The sequence below is a fragment of the Paraburkholderia sp. GAS448 genome (genome assembly GCF_050435685.1).
Taxonomy (GTDB): domain Bacteria; phylum Pseudomonadota; class Gammaproteobacteria; order Burkholderiales; family Burkholderiaceae; genus Paraburkholderia.
In genome coordinates this window covers 187,454-203,750 of record NZ_JBNDKT010000006.1, presented here as the reverse complement: position 1 = coordinate 203,750, position 16,297 = coordinate 187,454, and the positions used below count along the sequence as shown (strand labels likewise).

Here is a 16,297-nt window from a genome sequence, read left to right as displayed (position 1 = left end):
ACGCCTAGAGTCCACAAATGACACACTAATCTTTTGAACAGCGCGTTTACCTATACGGGTGAATGCGCATCCAGTCAAAACGTACTGCGACAGGTAGCTGAGGCTGGCCACAACAAATCTCGGACGCAGCCCTGGAGCGCGCCCTGTGCTTCTCCTTCGTGACCACCACCCCAGTCCGTCAGCTATTCATTGTCCAGATTCCAAAAGATACTCAGCGGAGACAATGATGTCAGGTCACTATGACATACTTATCGTGGGAACCGGTCACGGTGGCTCTCAGGTCGCCATCGCCTTGCGGCACCGTGGCTTTGCTGGAACCATCGCAATGGTGGGAGAAGAGATTGGCTATCCCTACGAGCGCCCTCCTCTTTCGAAGGACTATCTCGCTGGCGAAAAATCGCTCGAACGCATACTGATCAAGCCGGGTAAATTCTGGGCAGACCGCGACGTCAACCTGCTGACCGGCAACGCCGTAGTTTCGATTGATCCAGTGCACCACACCGCGACCACCTCGGCCGGAGAAACACTGCACTATCGAAAGCTGATCTGGGCGGCTGGGGGCCACGCACAGCGCCTCAACTGCCCCGGACATGACGTGGCTGGAATTCACTCGATTCGCTCCCGCGAAGATGTGGACCGGATACTTCACGAGCTGGATCGCGCCGAGCGCGTCGCCGTAGTGGGTGGGGGGTACATCGGACTGGAAGCCGCAGCAACATTCCGAAAGCTAGGGAAAAAAGCCACAGTATTCGAAGCGCTCGATCGCGTTCTCGCGCGGGTTACGAGCGAGACCGTTTCGCGCTTCTTCGAACAGGAGCATCGTGCTCACGGCGTCGATCTGCGTCTCGGCACGTCTGTTCAGGAAATCCAAAGCGTGGGCGGAAGAGTCTGCGGCGTTCGCACCGACAAAGGTGAAACAATCGCCGCCGAAATGGTGATTGTCGGCATTGGAATCCGCCCTTCGGTCGATCCTCTACGAAACGCCGGTGCTCACGTCACGAACGGCGTCGTTGTCGACGAATATGGACGCACGTCGTTGCAGGACGTCTTTGCGCTCGGCGATTGTGCCTTACATCCGAACAGCTTTGCCGATGGGCTGACAGTTCGACTGGAATCGGTCCAGAACGCCAACGACATGGCTTCCACAATCGCCGGATTCATCACAGGGGAACCGGAGCCCTACAAAGCCGTACCGTGGTTCTGGTCGAATCAGTATGACTTGCGCATGCAAACGGTCGGTCTGTCAAACGGTCATGATCAGGCTATCGTACGCGGCAGTCCCCAGAACCGAAGATTTTCAGTGGTCTACCTCAAGAATCAGCGAGTAATCGCGCTTGACTGCGTTAACGCAGTCAAAGACTATGTGCAGGGCCGTGCGTTGGTACAGAACCGCATGGTCATCGATCCCGTGCGGCTCGCTGATCCATCAATCATGCTCAAGGAGCTTGCTCAAACAGCATCTCAGGATGCGGCCGGATTGCCATCCCGATAATGGCAAAGTGCCCGATCGAACCGCCAACGGAAGTTACTCGCGCAATTCTGGCCGGATGCAACACGGCCCTTGCTACTGCGAAGATGGAACCAAACACTCTGGATTTGCGACGGGTCCGCTACTTCGTTGCGGCGGCAGAAGATCTGCACTTTGGTCGTGCCGCAAAGCGCATGAATATCGTTCAGTCAGCGCTCAGTCAACAGATCAAGCGGTTCGAGGATGAACTTGCTATCGACCTGTTTGATCGGAACACTCATGAAGTCCGGCTCACCCAAGCCGGACACTACATGCTACATGAGTGCCGGATATTGCTTGAACAGGCTGACAAAACGACGCGTATCGCGAAGGAGGCAATAGCAGGGACCCGTGGCCGCATCAGGATGGCATTTGTGGACAATGCTACCTGCGCGCTGCTTCCCCCTCTCATTCGCGACTATAGGCGGAGATATCCAGACGTCGAGCTTTGTTTGCAGACAATGAACCGCTCAGACCAGATCACGGCCCTTCTCGACAGACGGATCGACATCGGACTCCTTCCCGGGCCGGTCCAAATCGAAGATATGGAGAGTCAGGTCTTTGTTTCTTCGCCGCTTGTCGCAGTCTTTCCACGCGGACACGTTCTTGCATCTCGACGCTCGATAAGACTCGAAGACCTGACAGGTGAAGCGTTTGTCCTGTTTCCGACCTCCATTCACTCCCGTCTGCTTGAGATCATTATCGCGACGTGCGCTGATGCCGGCTTCGCCCCATATGTAGCTCAGGAAGCGCATCATCTCCATACCGTGCTTGCCCTCGTTGACGCCGGTGTCGGCGTTACCCTCGCTCCACCATGGGTGGCTCACGCACGTGCGATGGACATCGCTTTTGTGCCGGTGAAAGACCCCACTCGCACGTACGACCTGTATTTTGTCAAACGCCATGACAGCACTAACATCGCTCTGAAGCGTCTGTGGACCGCCGCAACGGCGAAACAATATGCCCCGACATGCTGGCTTGATCGGAACGAGCTTACTCCGGAGAGCACCTGATGCGTCCCGGGACGGAACAACGCAGTCGTCCGGACCTTTCACTCACCTCCCAGTCAAGCTGACTGGTAACCCTCTCGGCAATCCGTCTACAAGTATTCACGCCGGACCCAGCAATCTGTCACGACCATTCAGAGCGCAGCGAGTTGGCGCTCGAAGGTGGGCAGGTCGAAGTAGTCTCGCCACTCAGTAATGAGGCCGTCTCGCACGCGGAAAGATCCCATCAATGGCACAGAAATCTTCTTCCCTTCCGAAGTTGTGAACGAATCGATACGCTCCGTGAGGACATGCTCGCCATTTTCCGCGATGCTTATTAACTTCCAGTCGGCTTTCATTTTCGAGCCAACGCCGAAGGCATCGGCAAACTCGCGCGCAGCAGTTCGCCCTACGATCGGCTCCATTGGGACGTTGTGGTAAAAGATATCCTCGGCCATAAATTCGTGAACACGGTCCATATCGTTATCGTTCCACGCAGCGATAAAATCGAGGATGGTTTGCATTGGGCTCATAGTTTGTCTCCGTGCTGATGTAATTTCGGACAAAGGCACATACCAGTTCCTGATCGGTTCGGGACCCGACTTACCAAGAGGTCATTCCACCATCGATAACGAAGTCCGAACCAGTCACCCACGAAGCCTCATCCGAAGCGAGATACACGGCGGCCCATGCAACATCTTCGGGTTGGCCCAGCCGGTCCAGCATGATCTTGTCTTCGATCACTTTCCTAAATCCCGGATTCTGCTCGAATGCTGCACGCGTCGCATCACTCACAATAAGTCCCGGGGATATGGAGTTAGCCCGGATCCGGTTGCGTGCGCCCTCCATTGCAAGCTGCTTGGTCATCGCCCTGATACCACCTTTGCCCGCAGCATGTGCAACGGCGGGCAATGCCTTGGTCGCTTGATGAGCTGCTACCGATGCGAAATTGATAATGGACCCCTGACCGCGTTTCAACAGGTGCGGCCATGCTGCCTGACAGGGAAGGAAAACAATGTCGAGTTCCCCCGCGATCGTCTTGCGCCACTGTGCCAGGGTCATCTCGTCAATCCATGCAAACTCGACCACGGCAGCGGCGCTGACCAGTACATCCACCCCACCGTAGCGCCTGGCTGTTCCCTCCATCAACTCCCGACATTCGTTTTCATTCAGCAAATTCACCGGTGCCTCGACACTGATCTCAAACCCGCTTTCCCTCGCCTTGGCTGCGACCGCTTGTGCCCCGGCAACGTTCAGATCAACACCTATGACTTGCGCCCCTTCCGAAGCAAACGCTAGCGCAATACCGCTCCCAATTCCGCTCGCTATGCCGGTGACAACGGTGACTTTTCCCTTCAGACGATCTGACATGGTCCCTTCTTCTCAAAAATATTGCCTGCGCGACAGTACGGCCTGCAGGGGCAGGTATGCCCTGCCCACCCCGTTCCGGCTTACGTAGAGTTGAGCCTTTTGCGTCGGATTTAATCCGGTGCAATCGTCACCTTTAATCCTTCGAGCGCATCGCTGAACCGAATCTGGCACGAAAGACGTGAATTGTGTTCGCGGTAACTGGCCGCATCCAGCAAATCGTTCTCATCTTCCGACATCTGACTGAGTCGACTCTCGAATTCCGGATCGACATATACGTGGCAGGTTGCACACGAACACGAGCCGCCGCAAAGCGCAAGCAGTTCGCTGACACCCGCTTCGCGAATGATTTCCATCACCGAAAGGCCAGGCTGAGCTTCCAGCCGGTGTGTTTGCCCTTCTCGTGTTGTCACAAACACCGACGCGACCGTCTGCACGTCGCCCGATACGCTTTCAGCGTACGGCTGATTCTCGGTAGGATTTATGTTCGACATCTGCTTGATCTTCCTGCGTAGACCGCTGACTTGCAGCAGTAGTGAAATCCAAACCACCCGCATCGGATTATCGGACCGCATACTCAACAACTGCCCGCCACTCTCCGATACAGTCCGAAGCACCGCCGAACCGCCCACCTACTCGGCTCAAGGCTTTAGGAAGATCTGTCGCACCGTGTCGCTCGACGAACGGGCGTGCAGTTTCGCGCGGATGTGCTTGGACACCAATGCTAGGCGTCGACGTTTGATCGAGTCTACTAATCTCTTCTAATCCGTTCATCACAATTTGTGATCGGCTGCCGGTCGCGCCCGGCAGCGTACGCTCCCGAGCCTACGAAAAAAATTCGCACCCTCATCGATACCCGGTCGTAATTGAGGGATATAGCGGCGTGGATAGTGAGATCACCCAGCCTTATAGACCGATCACAACAACTTAGTCGACTTTATCTTCCAGATCACCGATGCTGAATACCGGGAAGTGAATGTGTGAGCTTGACACGCCGAGCATTGCAAAATCAGACGCCCCACGATTGCCTTTGCAGTGTACGACGCTACCGCGCTACCGCCTGATGAGAATCCAGGCGGCGAACGTCCAAAGGTTTGCACACGACTCATCAAATCTGATAGCGGAGCTGCGTCAAACAACCGCTCCAGCTGCACGCGCGGCCTTGCACCTGCGCGCCACGAGAAACGGCTTTCGAGCCGAAACAACCATGGAGATGAATATGAATAGCAGCGTACAGACAAGTGGTGGAGCAGGACGGTGTCCGTTCCACTCCGCCTTCGACCCGCTGGAACCGGCACAGATCGCTGACCCGTTCCCCATTCTCGCGACGATGCGGGAGGAGTCGCCGGTTTTTTATATGGAAAAGTACAATCTGTGGGTCGTTACACGCCGCGAAGATGTGCTTGCGGTGTACAAGGACATGGTGAGCTTCTCGAACGGTAACGCACACAAGCCTCTTTCGCCAAAGTCGCAAGCCGTAATCGACCGGGTCGGAGAGGACTGGCCATTGCCGGTCGACGGTAGCCTCAACGCAATGGACCCGCCGGAGCACCTACCCCTCAAACGCCTTTTCATGAGCGTATTCCACAAGGCTCTCCCCGGGATGAACGAGTGGCTAAACGAAAAGCTCAACAAGCTGTTAGATCGATTCGTGAGCGATGGAGAAGCGGACCTCGTGCCCGCATTCTTCTGGCCGACCACCGTTGGCGCGGTGGCGCACCTCATCGGAGCGGCCGACTCCGAAACTGAGCGCTTTAACGAATGGGCGGAAAACTGGTTCGAGCTGACGGGTTCGACCCTGCTGTCGCCGGAACGCGCGGAGGCCTGCTGGATGGCCTTTATCGACTTTGAGCAGTGGGCTTATGCTCTCCTCGAGGCACGTCGACGTAACCCGCAGCATGACCTGATCTCGAAGCTGATAGAGGCGCAGCAGAGCGGGGCAGCCATCACCGACCGACAGATCGTCACGAACATGGTGGGCATGGTAGCGGCTGGCACTGACACGACGGCCAACACGATCGCACAGATGATTTACACACTTCTCAAGCACCCCGACCAGCTTCAGCGGGTTCGCGAGAATCCGGAATTGCGCCCCCAGATGATAGAGGAAGTCATTCGTCTTCGGCTGCCGATCCGGGGCGTCGTCCGGACCATGACCCAGGACGTCGAGATGAGCGGGGTTACGCTGCCCAAAGGGGCAAAGGTCTATATCCATCTTGGCTCCGCAAACCACGATCCCGCGATGTTCGCGAACCCTGACGAGTTTGACATCGACAGGACCAACGCTCACAAACACGTTTCTTTCGGTGCGTTCAACCGCGCCTGTGTAGGCGCGCCTCTAGCACGCCTTGAGATCGCAAAAGCTCTCGACATCATCCTCGATCGACTACCCGGGCTGCGCCTTGCGGATGAGAACGAGCCGTTGCGCTATACGGAAAGCATGATCGTCCCTTCGTTGAAGAGTCTTCGCGTGCGCTGGGACGTACCCGCCAAAACCGTATAGAAATTGACTCCCACGCGACCTCGTCGCCTTGACGCAATGCACCAGCCCCTACAGGCAATCGGAGCACCTGGAACTGCCCTGGATTTATTCAATTGCGCCGAGGACAGCCCTGTTCCTGCAGCCGGGATTTGGTAGTCGCCAGGACGGACAGTCCTCTGGATCGGACCGCTAGTAACGAGGTATGTGAAACGATTCAACCCCTCCCTGCCATCCGCAGGGAGTTCCCGCTCCTCGAAAACTCCGCCACTTTCACGACACACTAATTCATCTCCACGTCTATTACCGGTGAACTGGAATCGGATAATCCGGCTTTCTATTTGGAGATCCCGCAACACACACTCAGTAGTCCATATCAATAAAATATACGGAGACGAAATTGAAGAGATTCATCACATTGGGATTGGTATGCATCTCCACCAGTGTCTCTGCTCAAAGCAGCTTGACACTTTGGGGACGTATGGACGCAGGTGTGCAGTATCTGACGAACGTTGCGGGGCAAAATGGAAAGCGCTCTAATGTCTGGAGCGCGGACAGCGGTGACGATGGCGCCAGCGCATGGGGGATGACGGGAGTCGAAGACATCGGCAACGGCTACAAGGTAAACTTCAAGTTGCTGGACTATTTTCAGGTCACTAACGGCATGTCCTGGAGCCCCTTCTGGGAAAATGCTTATGTTGGCATGTCAGGGCCTTTCGGGTCGTTCCGGGTCGGCCAGGACGATTCAATAATTAAGGACGGCAACTACGAATTCGATCCCTTCAGCCAGCAGGACATTGGACTTGCATCCCTGGTGAGGAACGCGAACTGGCCGAATTTCAGCAACACGTTCAGCTACTACTCACCCACGTTCAAGGGCTTCGATGTTGCGTTCCAATATTCATTGAGCGGAGTGCCTGGGAACTTCAATAGCGGCAGGACAGCCGGCATCCAGCTCACCTACCGGCTTGGAGGGTTCTCGGCGCGCACGATATATCAAGAGGTTCGGGATGAAAACGGCAAATTCAGTGACCTCTATGCGGCACAAAAGCAGGTATTCGTTGGCACCATGTATAACGGTAACCAATTCAGGGTACAGGCGTCCTACACTTACATGGCAGCACCCGATGCACCTCGAAATCAACCACGCTACGCTGATTATGGTTGGTTTGGGGTAACGTATAGCCCGCCGGGCCCGTTTACGGCGATGACAGCGGTCTATCATATTCATCAACGGGACGGACAGGGCAGCGCCACTCTTTTGAACTTGGGCTCGACCTATTCACTATCCAAGAGGACCTACCTGTACGCCACGGTTGGCTACCTGATCAACGGACGACACACCAACTTTAGCGCAACGGCGCAACCTCCCGACTCGCCCTACAACCCGCCCATGGGGCACAACCAGCTGGGATTTTTCACCGGCATAATGCACTACTTTTGAAGCTGCAGACGATTCTCGCTGCGTTGCTACAGCGACATCCTGATGAATCGAGTCCGCAAGGTCACATCGCGGCTGCCACCGTATCTTTACCCGCGATGGCTTCGCTTGCTCAATCAAACCAGCCGCTCACACGAGCCCAATTGACATCCGAACTGGTCCAACTCGAAGAAGCTGGATTTCGCCCAACTGACTGGCTCCACTACCCCCAGAACATTCAGGAGGCTCAAGCGCGTGTCGAAGAGGGGCGTAACGCGGCTAACGCTAGCCATTCACCGACTCATACGCCGCAAGATCGTCCAGATGGCTACTCCGAAAGCGATCGTCATTGAGACCGGCAGGAGATCCGCCGGCCCGAACAAATTCCCACACTGGCAGACAATCCCCGGCCCTCGAATCGCGCGAACTCTAATCTGCCGTGCGGCGTCGATGCCCCTCAGGACGGACGCAATGTCTGCCAGTACCCAAAAATTTGCTTTGTGGTCGTGGTCGGCAGGTGTAGCAGCGCCTGTTGAAGATAGCGTGTAAGTTTGCCCATCGCCCTGAAGCCGGGGCGACGGGCTTCCAATGGCGCGCGCCGATATCGGCTGTTACCCATGAAGAAAAGGTGGTGACAGCCCGCGGCGATATGAAGGACGTGAGGTATGGCTCAGGGCCGAGCGCTCCTCCTGTGTCCCCAATTGGCGCATCCGACAATCCCATGGGCCCGCCCGCCACAACCACTCCGGGCTCCGATTCCAGTCACCTGGGTGATACGAGCATCGCTAAATGCAATTATTATTCTTGCATAATGCCATCTCGAAATGTATCATTGATTGATACCTTTGCAGAGTGGCGAGTATCGGAGTCGAGAACCGGCGTTGGGCGAGCGGCAGCGCGGTGATCTCGATTCGGCGGACGTTCGCTGCTCCAAACTGATAGCGATCAATCGACCCATTCCATAGCCAGCGCTTTGCGCCGTACTGCGCCCCGCTTCCAGAGCCATCCGACGAGAACCATCTTTGTCCCGCATCGGAGGGCCCAGTCTACGCCGCGCAGATTCGTTGCAACCAGAGAAACCGACTGGTCTTTGTATATCGATGACCGCTTCAATACAGCATCGCGCCTGACGCATCGGGAGCCATGCACGATAATGGAGACAGACATGATCGATCTACGACGGGTGCGCTACTTCGTCACTGCAGCGGAACAACTACATTTTGGCCGCGCTGCCGAAAGAATGAATGTGGTTCAGCCTGCAATTAGTCAGCAAATCAAACGATTTGAGGAGGAACTCGGTAGCAAGCTATTCGAACGCACCGGTAATGAAGTTCGGCTTACCGAGGTGGGTCAGCAGATGTTGCCCGAGTGCCGGAGACTTCTTGAGCAGGCGGACGAAGCGATGCGCGTCGCCAGAGCCGCGAGAACCGGAATACGCGGTCGTATAAGCTTCGCATTTGTCGACAATGCTGTTTGCTCACTACTTCCTCCGCTGATCCGGTCTTACAGGGAGAGATATCCGAATGTAGAACTACGGCTACAGACGCTGAGCCGTGAAGAACAGGTTACAGGTCTCAATGACCGCCGAATCGACATCGGCCTGTTACCGGGACCCGTCGTTTGCGAAGGTCTCGAAAGTGACCCGTTCGTCGGTGCGCCGCTGGTCGCCGCCTTGTCTCGCGGCCATCCGTTAGCGTCTCAACCTTCCGTTCCTCTTGAAGCGTTCCACGACGAGCCGTTTGTTCTCTTCCCTGCCGGGATCAAATCCCGCCTGCTCGAAATAATAATCGCCGCCTGCGCCAATGCTGGGTTCACCCCCCGGGTGGTGCAGGAAGCGATGCACATCCATACAGTCCTTGCGCTGGTCGACGCCGGTGTTGGCATCACTCTCGTTCCGCCTTGGGTGGTACGAGAGGGCGTTCATGACGTGAGCTTCGTGAAACTCGATACATCCACCCCCACCTATGATCTTAAATTCGCGTGGCGCACTGATTCCTCAAACGTCGCGCTCGACGGATTGCGGGCGATCGCGCGGACGACCTGTTCGCCTGAATCGCCAGAGATGAGCGAATCACTATCCGTGATCGAAGAATCACAAGTTATTAATTTACCTTATCGATCGCAGGAACTAAAGTCGCCGAAGGGCTGCCCTGTGTAAGCCGGCGCCCAACAAAGCGCGCCGGACTTCCTTCCACGCCGAATATAGCAACAAAGCACTAAGGAGACGCTTTCACATGAGTACTACGCGCTTCGACCAGCGAGTCGCAATTCTCACCGGTGGCGATCCCGTCCCCCCCGTTTCCGGTGAGGCAGCAGCATGACCACACGGGAGTTGTACGATTGTGACTATCTGGTTATTGGAGGCGGCTCAGCCGGTTGCGTCCTTGCAAGTCGTCTTTCCGAGGATCCCGCCGTACGCGTGACGCTTGTCGAGGCTGGGCAGGATGCTGAGCCCGTCGCGGTAAGGGATGCGCGTTTTCGTACGTTGAACGACTCGCGTTTTCTATGGCCGGACCTGAGCGCCGAGTACAGTCAGACCGGCATTGGACCATTGCCATTCGGTCAGGCAAAGATCATCGGAGGGGGCTCCGCCATCAATGGCATGCACGCACAGCGTGGCTTGCCTGCGGACTATGAAGAGTGGAGCAGCTTCGGTGTCCAGGGCTGGGGTTGGGCAGATGTGTTGCCATATTTCAAACGGCTTGAGACCGATTGCGATTTTGAAAATGAGCAGCACGGGAAGTCCGGACCGCTACAACTCCAACGCGTCCCGCCACACGACTGGAGCGGCCTCACCAAGGCCGTCGCCACAACATACGAGCGACGCGGGATCAGCTATATCGCAGACTTGAATGGACAGGCAGGTGACGGCTACGGTGCCGTTCCGATCAATATGGTCGGCAGGCATCGCCTTTCCGCGGCCGCTGCGTACCTCACTCCTGAGGTACGAAAGCGGGACAACTTGCGCATCGAGGCGGGAACCGCGGCCTCTCGGCTGCTTGTCGAAGGACCACAGGTTATCGGCGCAATCATTGGCGAAGGTGATCAGGCGCGCGCCATCCGGTCTCGCGAAACCATCGTCAGCAGTGGCGCTCTGCATTCGCCCGCATTGCTGTTACGGTCGGGTATCGGGCCCCTCGAACAGTTACGCGCCGCTGGCGTCCCCGTGGCAAAACACCTGGCTGGCGTCGGTGCGAATCTGCTGAATCATCCGATGTTGATCGTCGGCGCACATCTACGGTCGGCGGGACGTCAGCGTAACAACGTACATCCACCATGCCCTATCGTCGTCAGGTACTCGTCCGGCTTACCAGGCGTAGCAGCGACGGACGTTGTTCTTAACGTATGGGAGCGCACACCAAACAATCTCGCACGAGATCCGCTCGGCCGCCAGGTAGCCAATCTGATGTTCATCATCAACAAGGTTTACTCTCAAGGCAGCGTGAAGCTCATGCCAGACGGCGCGCTTGACATTCGCTTTAACCTCCTCCATGACCCCAGGGACCTTAGGCGCATGGTTAACGGCCTCTCCACACTGGCAGGCCTCGTGCAGGAGCCAGAAATAGCCAGTCTGGTCGACGCCGCTTTCCTACCCGCGATGACACCACTTGCGTTACTGATGATGCAGGATAACTGGAAAGCGCGGGCACTCAGCATCGCTGGCGCTGCGGCCTTCTCAACACCTGGCATTCCTCGCAAGAAGGCGTTCGAAATGGCGGGAACACCTATCTCTGATGTAATGAGCAGCGGGAAAGAAACAATTGAAGATACCGTGCGGATGTCCACGCTCCCGGGCGGCCACGTCTCCGGTACATGCCGCATGGGAAGTCCCCACAACCCTGAAGCAGTCGTCGACTCCAACTGTCGTGTGATCGGCCTGAACGGCCTGCGCGTAGTTGACGCGTCCATTTTCCCCACGCTGATGGCAGCGGGAACCAATCTTCCAGTCATCATGGCCGCTGAAAAGGTCGTAGACGCAATCAAGCGGGAGTATCGAGCATGAGCAATCGATGGAACCTGAAATACACCTCGCATCTTGGCTATCTGCATCCCGATGACCCCCTTTTTCGCGAAATTGTATGCAGCTCAGATCCATGGGATCACGTGGAATTCGCTGCACAGAACGGATTCGCCGGGGTACTCTTCCCGTGGGCCGTGGAACGCTCGGCACACGATGTGTCGCGGTTCAAGGCCGCGTTGCAGCACTTCGAGCTCCGCTCGAGTTGCATTGTCTACGCTCCGTTCGACGCGGTGATGATCCCTTCGTGGACAAAGCCGGACGGATGGGCCGTGATTGAACCACATCTCACCCGCACGATCCTCCTGGCTACCGACATCGGGGCACCCATGCTCGCGGTTTTACTCAGGCAAAACGAAGACGAGAGCCGCCTGCCGCAGGAAAACGCTACTGTGGAAAACCTCCGCCGAGCCGGTGATCGTGCGGCAGCTGCGGGTCTCATTATCGGGATCGAACACATGATCGCCCTGCCCGGCATGCTGCTCACGAACACAGAACAGGCCGTAGCACTACTCGATCGTGTGGGACACCCTGCCGTAAAACTCATATTTGACACAGGGCACGTCTTTGAGATGGGCGACGACGTCACCAATGCCTATCGCCGGGCACGTCATCACATTGGACTCATCCAGCTCGCTGACATGCCGGGGCGGGTTGAACCTGGGGCAGGAACAATTGACTTCGAATCGCTATTGAAACTAATCCAGCAATACGGCGACTCGGACCAGTTGATTGACCTCGAACACGGCTGGACTGAGCGTTCAGTTGCTGCCGAAAGCGCGGGGCTTCTCAAGATGCGAACGCTCGATGCCACGTTGGACCTGAACAAGGATTTCTCGTGACGAGCAGCGAAGTCTCCACTGAAGATCGACGCAAAGCTTTCTACGAACTCATCAATTAGAATAGCTTAGCGAATTTATAGCAGAATTTGCATTCCTTGGTCCTCAAGTCGCCGGTTACCCCGGCCGTTCATATGACTGACGGTGTATGAACATGTCAGGGACTAACTTCTGGTGCGGACAGGGGGGGTCTTTGTTGAATCCTTGTGCACACGGGCTCTGATTGTGCAGGTAGTGCGGGACGCGACTCGCATGTATCTAATGCTCTCGGGCCATCAAACGGGGCGGATCACTAACTGTTATCGAAAGATCAGATTGAATTAATGGACATGATCGAAGCGTGGATGCTTTGATTATGAATATCGCGCAGGTGCACGACTACCTATAAACGCCTGAGGCAGCCCCTTAACCTCAACCATATTGGAGAGACAGATGTCTGACACATTGGACGCAGAGACGTCGACGACCGAAGTTGTCCCGGCAAGCACCCCCCCCGTTTCCCGTACGGGTGCGGCAGCAATTGTCGAAGCCATGCACGCAGCAAATATCGAAGTCGTTTTTGGCTACAGTGGCGGTGGCACCGGCAATCTGATTCACGAAATCGCCACCACAGGCATGCGTAACATGAACGCCCGCACTGAGATCGCTTGCGCATGGATGTCGTACGGTTATAACCGCATCAAAGGCCGCGCAGCGTCGGCATGCCTGTTCCACTGCGTTGGCATTCTGCACGCCAGCCCCGTTGCACTCGCCGCCAAGACTGACAGCACACCGCTGGTTCTGGCCTATGTCAGCCTCGACAGCGCGCTCGACCTGCGTGAAGGGTTGCAGGACTCGACCGAAGTTTTCGCTGCGATGAAACCGCTCGCGAAGTACGCACGTAAGCTCGTTGTTTCCGATGACGCTCCACTGTCGATCCGTCAAGCGGTCATTTCGGCCAGCACCGGTCGCCCGGGTGCGAGCGTTCTCGACTTTGCGTTTCAGGTTCTGATCAACCAGACGAAGTGCGCTGTAGAGCCGCTGACTCTGCCCGAGCCACCGGGCGCGAGCGCATCGACCATCGAAAAGATCCTTACCGCGCTGCGCACGGCAAAGCGCCCTGTGATCCTGGCCGGCGCCGGCGTGCAACACGCCGGCGCCGCCGCACAGTTGCAAGCGTTCGTCGAGGCGGTCAACGTCCCCGTGGTCAGTACATCGTGGGGCGGCCGTGGCCTACTCGCCGACAACCATCCCCTCTTTGGCGGTGTTGTTGGCTCGTTCGGGTGGGTCGGTGCGAATACGATGGTGCAGGAGGCGGACCTCTGGATCGCAATTGGCACCACTTTCTCGCAGATGACGACCGGTGCCTGGAATATGACCAAGCCGGAACACGTCATTCACATCGATATCGACCCCAACCAGCTCGGCAAACTGTTCCAGCCTTCCCTCGGTGTCACAGCAGACGCGAAGGTGATCCTCGAGCAACTCACCGAGGCCGTGGCAACGACGAAGACTCCGGTGACGACTCCGGAAGCAGCGAAGGCTCGCCGCGCGCAGGCAGCGCAGGGCCAACGTGAATGGCTCGAGTATCTTGGCAGATTGAGTGAGGAAGGCGGCAGCCCGATCAACCAGTACCACCTGCTGAAGAAGATGGCCGATACCCTTCCGAAGGGCACAATCGTTGTGGGTGACTCCGGTGGCCAGTCATACATGCTATATCGTGCGTTCCAGTATGCTGAGTCGACGCCAATGATCGTGGGCGGTCGTTACCAGTCCCTGGGGGCCGGTCTGTCGATCGCCGCTGGTGCGAAAATGGCCGCGCCGGAGCGCACTGTGGTGTGTTATCACGGTGACGGCGGGTTCTACTATGACGCTATGGAACTGTCGACGCTGGCCGAGCAGAAGATCAAGGTCATTGTCATCATTGACAACAATCACTGCCTGTACGCGAATCGCCAGGGTATGAAGCTTTGGGGCATCCAGAATCCATGGGTTGACCTCCCTGAAACCACCGATTTTGTCAGTCTGGCGCGCTCGCTCGGAATCGACGGGGAGAAAGTTACCAACCCCGATGACATCGGCCCGGCACTTGAACGTGCCATCGCTTCGGAAGGCAGCTACATCATTGATGTCTGGACGGACCCTGAGACCCGTATCAAGCGTGCCTTCCGCGACGTCATTCCGATCCTGACGGACCGCAAGCCTGAACAGGGTGTAGAACGTCATATGTCGCCGCCACTGGAAGGCAGTTGGCCGAACTAAACGGCGCCTCCCGCCCGCGATCACCCGTCGGACGGGAAAGGCCGTTGGCTCTCGAACGCTCGGCTTGCTGAATACGTCGACAGTGGGAATCCGTCACCATGCCGACGCCTTCCCGAGTTCGAGACACGGCGATGACGTGTCGTTGCTGAACTGCGTGATGGACCTCTGTCCATCTCACCACCTGAAGTAGCCAGGTGCCCGCACGAAAGTCATCGGTATTGGGTGACGATCTCAGACGGTCTATTGGATGCCTTGGACTGTTGGTGCTGAATGATGAAGAACGCGAGTAGCAAGTCACTGCGGTATCAGGTCGAAAAATGGCTCGCCCCGGCTCCCTCTTCGACAGTTCATGCGATTGAATTCGGCCGTACACGTTGGCGCGGGACGCGATTTGTCTGCGTCGAGACGTCATCACCTTTCGGTGCGCGCATGCTGTACTTCTTTCGACACGGTGACGGAGCCTGGCACGTGTTTCCCCCTGCCGTCGACAGGCAGGAGTCGACCATAAAGTGCATCGCCGCGTGATGACGTTACGCCGAGCGGCTTCGGTCGACGACGGTTATGAAAGCTGGCGTTGCTTGTGGCGAACGAGCGGCTCCCTTGGTGGCTCGCCGGCGACGGCACTCTCGAACATGCCCATCAGTTGCCCAAACGCTGCGTCGTTGGCTTCGGCAACGAAGTTGACCCTAGGTACGACGTCCCGTCACTGCTTTTTAATATCCCACGAAGAACACCTGGTGCGAGCGGCTAGCCTGCCATTCGCGTAGCCATAATTCGCCACTTGTCAAAGCCAGCGAGCTCGCCACGCGTGCCATCGATAAGGCCTTGCACCGCAATAGCGAACGCGTTGAACTTCATGGCGGAAGATGCCGTACTCACGGCAGAACGCCGTCTTGTGTGACTTCGCCTTGCCTCCATGCGAGCCGCGGGCCACGCTCTTGATAGGCACCAAAATTCGGCCTTAAGCATGAGCGCGCCCCTCTGGAACACCCCTTCGCTTTACACCTTGACAAAGCTAACGCCAGCCAAAGAACCAAACGGCAAGGATGCCAGCGGACCACCAACATCCAGCGTGCCGAGATCGACTGCGAAAAAGCCGGACCTTTCAATAAGCGAGCGGACGGTATCTTTCGCGCGGCTTGCCGGGGCGAACTTCGTCATAGAGCCCGTTGATGCGCTGCTCAAGGAACCGCAGACGCCACTTGCCCACCGTAGCACGCGTGAGTTGCAGGCGCTGCGCGATCGCGCTGTTGGGTTCGCCGGCAGCAGCAGCCAGCACGATGCGCGCACGCGTCACCAGCGCCGCCGACATCGAGCGCGAACGCGCTATCGAAGTCAGTTGCGATCGCTCATCTTCACTCAACACCAGTTCGGCCTTCGGTCGTCCCATGCGCATGCTGGTATCTCCCGTTCCGTTGATACCAGCATGCTACGTGAAC

At 57.0% G+C, this 16,297-nt stretch carries 12 protein-coding genes and 1 pseudogene; 9 read left to right on the top strand and 4 right to left on the bottom strand.

The genetic code is table 11. The annotated features are described in order from the left end of the window. The first annotated feature begins 226 nt into the window (after positions 1–226). The gene (locus P3T23_RS14425) at positions 227–1,492 is read left to right on the top strand and encodes an NAD(P)/FAD-dependent oxidoreductase (protein ID WP_429316841.1); all 1,266 of its coding nucleotides are present in this window, start codon (positions 227–229) and stop codon (positions 1,490–1,492) included. Next, on the top strand, positions 1,492–2,520 hold the full coding sequence (locus P3T23_RS14420) for a LysR family transcriptional regulator (RefSeq protein WP_429316840.1): 1,029 nt from the start codon (positions 1,492–1,494) through the stop codon (positions 2,518–2,520). The genes P3T23_RS14425 and P3T23_RS14420 overlap by 1 nt, the downstream gene beginning before the upstream one ends. A gap of 128 nt (positions 2,521–2,648) precedes the next feature. Here the strand turns inward: P3T23_RS14420 and P3T23_RS14415 are convergent, their stop codons facing one another. The 3 genes from P3T23_RS14415 to P3T23_RS14405 all read right to left on the bottom strand — a co-directional run bounded on the left by P3T23_RS14415 (position 2,649) and on the right by P3T23_RS14405 (position 4,493). Next, positions 2,649–3,026 carry a limonene-1,2-epoxide hydrolase family protein gene (locus P3T23_RS14415; protein WP_429316839.1) on the bottom strand — a complete coding sequence of 126 codons (378 nt, stop codon included), beginning with the start codon at positions 3,024–3,026 and terminating at the stop codon, positions 2,649–2,651. A gap of 70 nt (positions 3,027–3,096) precedes the next feature. After that, positions 3,097–3,864 carry an SDR family NAD(P)-dependent oxidoreductase gene (locus P3T23_RS14410; protein WP_429316838.1) on the bottom strand — a complete coding sequence of 256 codons (768 nt, stop codon included), beginning with the start codon at positions 3,862–3,864 and terminating at the stop codon, positions 3,097–3,099. A 110-nt stretch (positions 3,865–3,974) separates the two neighbouring features. Further along, positions 3,975–4,493: a 2Fe-2S iron-sulfur cluster-binding protein gene (locus P3T23_RS14405; RefSeq protein WP_429316837.1), complete on the bottom strand. Its 519-nt coding sequence runs from the start codon at positions 4,491–4,493 to the stop codon at positions 3,975–3,977. A 575-nt stretch (positions 4,494–5,068) separates the two neighbouring features. On the opposite strand from P3T23_RS14405, the gene P3T23_RS14400 reads away from it, so the two are divergent. The 7 genes from P3T23_RS14400 to P3T23_RS14370 all read left to right on the top strand — a co-directional run bounded on the left by P3T23_RS14400 (position 5,069) and on the right by P3T23_RS14370 (position 14,858). Then, positions 5,069–6,364: a cytochrome P450 gene (locus P3T23_RS14400; protein WP_429316836.1), complete on the top strand. Its 1,296-nt coding sequence runs from the start codon at positions 5,069–5,071 to the stop codon at positions 6,362–6,364. Positions 6,365–6,740: 376 nt separating this feature from the next. Then, the gene (locus P3T23_RS14395; RefSeq protein ID WP_429316835.1) at positions 6,741–7,784 is read left to right on the top strand and encodes a porin; all 1,044 of its coding nucleotides are present in this window, start codon (positions 6,741–6,743) and stop codon (positions 7,782–7,784) included. Further along, positions 7,781–8,113 carry a DUF4148 domain-containing protein gene (locus P3T23_RS14390; RefSeq protein ID WP_429316834.1) on the top strand — a complete coding sequence of 111 codons (333 nt, stop codon included), beginning with the start codon at positions 7,781–7,783 and terminating at the stop codon, positions 8,111–8,113. The genes P3T23_RS14395 and P3T23_RS14390 overlap by 4 nt, the downstream gene beginning before the upstream one ends. An 812-nt stretch (positions 8,114–8,925) precedes the next feature. Continuing rightward, complete coding sequence (locus tag P3T23_RS14385) at positions 8,926–9,918, top strand: LysR family transcriptional regulator (protein ID WP_429316833.1); 993 nt, start codon at positions 8,926–8,928, stop codon at positions 9,916–9,918. Positions 9,919–10,077: 159 nt separating this feature from the next. After that, positions 10,078–11,763, top strand: coding sequence for a GMC family oxidoreductase (locus tag P3T23_RS14380; RefSeq protein WP_429316832.1), 1,686 nt, complete (start codon positions 10,078–10,080; stop codon positions 11,761–11,763). After that, positions 11,760–12,620: a TIM barrel protein gene (locus tag P3T23_RS14375; protein ID WP_429316831.1), complete on the top strand. Its 861-nt coding sequence runs from the start codon at positions 11,760–11,762 to the stop codon at positions 12,618–12,620. The genes P3T23_RS14380 and P3T23_RS14375 overlap by 4 nt, the downstream gene beginning before the upstream one ends. A 429-nt stretch (positions 12,621–13,049) precedes the next feature. Further along, a complete protein-coding gene (locus P3T23_RS14370; protein WP_429316830.1) occupies positions 13,050–14,858 on the top strand; it encodes a thiamine pyrophosphate-binding protein in 1,809 nt (602 codons plus the stop codon). A 1,132-nt stretch (positions 14,859–15,990) separates the two neighbouring features. Here the strand turns inward: P3T23_RS14370 and P3T23_RS14365 are convergent. Next, positions 15,991–16,254, bottom strand: a pseudogene (locus tag P3T23_RS14365) (helix-turn-helix domain-containing protein); the annotation flags it as partial. Positions 16,255–16,297 lie beyond the last annotated feature (43 nt).

Bases quoted from the DNA above. Each gene is read 5' to 3' on its own strand.
- P3T23_RS14400 (WP_429316836.1), top strand. From the start codon at position 5,069: ATGGAGATGAATATGAATAGCAGCGTACAGACAAGTGGTGGAGCAGGA.
- P3T23_RS14370 (WP_429316830.1), top strand. From the start codon at position 13,050: ATGTCTGACACATTGGACGCAGAGACGTCGACGACCGAAGTTGTCCCG.
- P3T23_RS14380 (WP_429316832.1), top strand. From the start codon at position 10,078: ATGACCACACGGGAGTTGTACGATTGTGACTATCTGGTTATTGGAGGC.
- P3T23_RS14385 (WP_429316833.1), top strand. From the start codon at position 8,926: ATGATCGATCTACGACGGGTGCGCTACTTCGTCACTGCAGCGGAACAA.
- P3T23_RS14415 (WP_429316839.1), bottom strand. From the start codon at position 3,026: ATGAGCCCAATGCAAACCATCCTCGATTTTATCGCTGCGTGGAACGAT.
- P3T23_RS14410 (WP_429316838.1), bottom strand. From the start codon at position 3,864: ATGTCAGATCGTCTGAAGGGAAAAGTCACCGTTGTCACCGGCATAGCG.
- P3T23_RS14375 (WP_429316831.1), top strand. From the start codon at position 11,760: ATGAGCAATCGATGGAACCTGAAATACACCTCGCATCTTGGCTATCTG.
- P3T23_RS14425 (WP_429316841.1), top strand. From the start codon at position 227: ATGTCAGGTCACTATGACATACTTATCGTGGGAACCGGTCACGGTGGC.
- P3T23_RS14420 (WP_429316840.1), top strand. From the start codon at position 1,492: ATGGCAAAGTGCCCGATCGAACCGCCAACGGAAGTTACTCGCGCAATT.